Source organism: Vibrio sp. FF266 (assembly GCF_041439695.1).
GTDB classification, from domain to species: Bacteria; Pseudomonadota; Gammaproteobacteria; order Enterobacterales; family Vibrionaceae; genus Vibrio; species Vibrio tasmaniensis_A.
This window is the reverse complement of sequence record NZ_JBGOOO010000082.1, coordinates 1-4,732: the sequence shown is the minus strand read 5'-3', so window position 1 is coordinate 4,732 and position 4,732 is coordinate 1. Positions and strand designations below refer to the sequence as shown.

Here is a 4,732-nt window from a genome sequence, read left to right as displayed (position 1 = left end):
GTCAGGAACAACAAAGTCACTCAGGTTCCAAAACTCTTTGGTAGTCATTATGTACATTATGTTCAATGGCTCACTTAGCTATCGAAAACACCCACCTCATGCACTCAAACGCCCATAGGCGCGTTTTAAAGTAATCACTTCGCTCTACTGACCCATAAATCCGGCTGTAAGTTTGTGACGCTTCCAGAGCGATTTACAGGGCAATAAAACCGCCATCCGTTTCAACCAAAACAAATAACCAAATGGCTATTTCTTACAAACTCATTCCACGATCACCAATTTCTCGATCTCGACTCATCATCTGTTCGTGTTGTAGCGCTTTTCCAACCGCTGGAGCTGAGCGTTCAAGCTCTGCACTTGCTCGGTCAAGTGACTCACGCTCAGGTGCAATTTTTTGTTCTCCAACGAAGTAGCATCGAACATTTTCACCAATCCGTTGTAGGCCGTCACAAAGTCTTGATGTCGCTTCTCGTGCTCTTTCTCTAAGTCCTCGAACGCGCTCAGTAGCTGAGTCTCTAATTCCGTCATCACTTAATACCCCTCTGGAATAAACATCGGACGTTGGTCGGACTTTCTCGTCCACGTCTTCGACGTCCCTTCCGCTTGCGCTAGACACAAGCGTTCCCCGCATCGGCTGAATTGAAGGTTTCCGCCCTGGCTCTCGAGCTCCGCTATCCGATCTTTCTGCTGACTGATGGTCACCCAATTGTCCGTAATCAGCGTGCCCTGATACCAAATCACGCCCCATGACACCAAAATCACCGATACCACGAACGCGATCCCCCATAACCAACTGGGGAGAATTAACCTTTTCAGGCTCGAGGTCTGGTCGTCGATGACGTTGCTGATTTCGAGCTCGCTGTCTTTCAAAGCCCTCACGATATGTTGTTCGTGCTTCGAAAACTCGCTCTTGAGCGAGCGCTCGATATCGTTCGCTTGCTCTTTGGATTTCGTCTCGAAGTCCGAGGCCAAATCTAAAATCTTTTTCATAAATCAGTCCTTTCAATCTAAGGTTTTTACCACCTTCTGGATTGGCAATACTCAAACTATTCTTAGTTTCTCGGGCAATGGTGAAACCGGCTTTTTCGAGGCAATCCTTCACATCATCACGATTTCGAATCTCGCCATTTCCCGCTTGTGTTAAAAGCCCACGAGTGATCATTTCAACCGCCAATTTTTTTGAATGAGGCAAAGTATTCGCGGTCACCAGCTCTTGTTTATTCGCTGGGTCATTCGGATCTTTTAATTTCAAAAATTCATTTTGGAGGGTTTGCCACGCATTAATTCGAGGCCGATCGACACGGTCAAAATACGGTTGGAGCCGTCGACCACTTAAAAGCTCTATATTCGGTACCACAAAATTTAACTCTAATCGGCCTTTGTCTCGATGCTCAACCCAAAGACAAGCAAACTGATCTTTGTCCAGACCAGGGAGTAATGCCGATTCAAACGACGACATTAATTTATCTTTAGCTTCTCGAGGTAAATCAGATTCAGCAAAAGAAAGAACCCCACTCGTATATTTTTTTGCATATGGACTCGAATCGATGAGGGCAATAATCGTACTCGGGTCACCACGATCTAACGTGGCCTCGTCACGTTCTCCGTCTTTACCTAATAGATATTCAACAGGACCGGAGCCACAACCGGTTCCACGAGAGTGAACTTTGACAATCATGAATGCTCATCCTGCAGATCTCGTATGGCTTGTTCAATCGCACCCAATGCTGTGATGACTTTAAGTCGATCCACTGTTTTCCAATCGTCAGAATTTGTCGCCCTAGCTATCTGATTTAAGTTGTTACCAATACCGGCTAATTGACGAAGCAAAGCAGGATCACAAGGTGGCGCTTTAAATCGTGACGCTTCCTTTTCTCCCAAGCACACATCACGCATCCATTCCGCTAATCGTGCCTTAGTATTTCGACGCTGCAACGCAGAATACTCGTCATCATGCACTCGGATTTTTATCTCTTTCTGTCTTAATTTCATAATGGCCTCGGGCGATGATTCGAACCGAAGGGGCGGATTATCGCTCGTGGTCTTCGGGGGTCTCGGGGGCGAAGCCCCTGTGCCAGTCACTGTGAACCCGTCAAGAGCGAAGCGACTAAAGGGGACGCTGTGTATACTGGCTTTAAAAGCTGAATACGAATGTACTACAGGGAAATAAGATAACTATCTCTGTTTGAATCAAAATAGAAATAATGAAAGACAGGTCAAAATGTCGCAGAGAAGGAAAAAGAAAAGGCCAATTAAGACAGGGACACCCTCGCATTGAAAAGCGCCAGCATAAGGAGGTCGCAAAGCTCCAACTCAAGCCCTTTCGGCTACGCCGAACCCCTATCTCGAAACCATTAAAATGGATGAAATATCAGGGGTCATTTATCGTTTAACCTTGGGGTTTTCTCTCCCTTTCGGGCTGCCCTACGCTGTGCCTTTAGTGCTCTAAGGTCATTTGCAGACTCTTAAAACATCCTCCTCAGTGGCACACACTAAACCGTATTATCATTTGGCCTTACTCAATGCCTAGCAGCTGTAGCATCGTGACCTATTACGTCATTTCGGGTTCAGTTCGTTCGCTGGCTATCTCAGGAAATCCTTGGTCGATAGCGGGATGACATACCTATCCAAAACATCTTGAATCCAAATAGGTCAGGGAATACTTGAAGTGCTCATATGATATGGTCTATCATGAAAGGACTTAACGGGGTCTGAATTCGTTTAAGTATTCCGAAATAAACCACCTTGCAGGGTGGTTTTTTCACATCTGGGCATTAGGTTACGACCAAATGCTCAAGATCGCAATGATCCTCTTCCTCAAAAATGCTAATTTTAAAGCAAAGCTTTTTTCTTCTTTTCGAACTCGTCCAGAGTAATGATCCCTTTTTCTTTCAGCTCATGGAGCTTTTCTATTTCGCTCGCAGCGCCAGCTTTACTGGAATATGGTTTAGGTATAATAAAACACCAAACTAAAGCAATTAACCACCCAGCTCCCCATAAAACACCGCCAAAAATATTAACTAATACAATTGGGAGCTTGTATGGATGATCTTTCCTAATCGCAATAATCGACGGTAAAAAAGCTAGCGGTAAAATAATAAGAAAAATCAAAACTTGCCAAATTGAAATGCCACCCATAGGCTCTAAACTCCTGATATAGAATATTTTTCAGCTTGATTATTACCTATTTAAACCAAAGATGAAATCTACTTACGTTAAATCGACCAACTACGCACAACAGAGTTTGTAGTAGTTAATTGCTACATAGGACCAAATACAAAATGTATTTTACTTTTCTTATCAATCCTAAAAGCATCACCCGAATCAATCATCGCCAAGAGCTTTCTATGCTCCCTTCTGGATGACGAATACTTAATCACCTTAGATATTTTCTCAGGATCTACGTAACTATAGAAACCATCATCACTTATCAATCGATAAAATTGTCTTGATAGCCCTGCATCAATAAAAGATTTATGTCGTTCTTCACTTATCCACCTTATCAACTCTAAGATATCCGCATAAGTTTTTTCTAAAATAGACAATGATGCAGAACGTCCAAAAACAGGAGTCAAATAGTTAGGCTTACCATCCGATTTTTCATAATAAAATTTAAAAACAGGTTCATGGTGTGAAAACCTGTTTCTAAAATCCTGTAACCGATCGAGAATCAATCTAATATCATCAATTGTTTTATTTTCTGGTAAATTAGAGAAAACATAAGGTGTAAGATTAGGCCAAAGCAATGTTCCTGTCGTTTGATCCTCAAACTGTTGACTCAACAAGTTTGTCCAAAATCCAAGCATAAGCTCAGATATCAGCCGATCTGAGGTAGGCGCTCTTCCATACTTTTGTAGTTTCCTCTTGGCTCTTTCTATCTGGTCTTCTTCCCAGAATGTTTTATTCGTTCTATCACCATTAGGTTTCAACCATTTTTTTTTATTTCTAGAGCCTAACTTTTTGATTCTTTTCCTAGAAATGTAAGAAACCAAACACTCAATCCAATCATCAACAGCCATTACTTTTGAAGTAGATAAGTCGGTAAAACAAGGAATACTAAAAGGCGGGTTATTTTTCACGGCCTCATTGATTGCATTTCTAAATGAAATTTCCAAACACTGCATCGCAGGAAACAAAGAAGCCGTTATAGCCTTATTCCAGTAATACGCCGCAAGCTTTTTTTCATCTGTTTTTACCTTTAAAACCGTTTCATAGGTCTCTAACCGAATAGGTGAGATCAACTCATTTATATCCATATTATCTTCTTTTTTTTGTCTTCTCGGATCTTGACTTAACCTCAATACATCAACTAGTATGAGGACATTAAGGCGTTTTGCGTCCCCTAGGGAACTTAACGTAGAATTAGAATTCCGGAAAAGCCACCCTATGGGTGGCTTTTCTCGTTTTAGGTTATGGTACCAATTCCAAGCTAAATGAGCTGATTTTTAGTACGGTCATAGCTATTAAAGCTGAAAATTGTAATGAATTGACGTAATCGTGTAATGCTCAAATCAGACACTGTCCGATTTGGTCAATGCATACTTATTACCATCAAATTTAATTTAGCATTATCGTGCAACTGTATAATTTGGTCTGAGACCAAAAGTCTAACGCGTTCTACTTTGTAGTTCTGTTACTACAAAGTAGAACGGGCAAAGACAAAAAATCAGCCACACAGTCAGGAACAACAAAGTCACTCAGGTTCCAAAACTCTTTGGTAGTCATTATGTAC

At 41.8% G+C, this 4,732-nt stretch carries 5 protein-coding genes; all 5 read right to left on the bottom strand.

What is annotated here, in order from left to right; translation table 11 throughout:
* Positions 1-297: 297 nt before the first annotated feature.
* Positions 298-528, bottom strand: coding sequence for an MbeD family mobilization/exclusion protein (locus tag ACED59_RS24065; protein WP_371705181.1), 231 nt, complete (start codon positions 526-528; stop codon positions 298-300).
* Positions 529-531: 3 nt separating this feature from the next.
* Positions 532-990: an MbeB family mobilization protein gene (locus ACED59_RS24060; protein ID WP_371705178.1), complete on the bottom strand. Its 459-nt coding sequence runs from the start codon at positions 988-990 to the stop codon at positions 532-534.
* 684 nt (positions 991-1,674) lie between these two features.
* Entirely contained in the window at positions 1,675-1,992 is a 318-nt protein-coding gene (locus ACED59_RS24055; protein ID WP_371705179.1) for a MobC family plasmid mobilization relaxosome protein, read from the bottom strand.
* Between the two features lie 840 nt (positions 1,993-2,832).
* Entirely contained in the window at positions 2,833-3,138 is a 306-nt protein-coding gene (locus ACED59_RS24050) for a superinfection immunity protein (protein WP_371705180.1), read from the bottom strand.
* Between the two features lie 122 nt (positions 3,139-3,260).
* On the bottom strand, positions 3,261-4,256 hold the full coding sequence (locus tag ACED59_RS24045) for a hypothetical protein (RefSeq protein ID WP_371705177.1): 996 nt from the start codon (positions 4,254-4,256) through the stop codon (positions 3,261-3,263).
* Between the last annotated feature and the right edge of the window lie 476 nt (positions 4,257-4,732).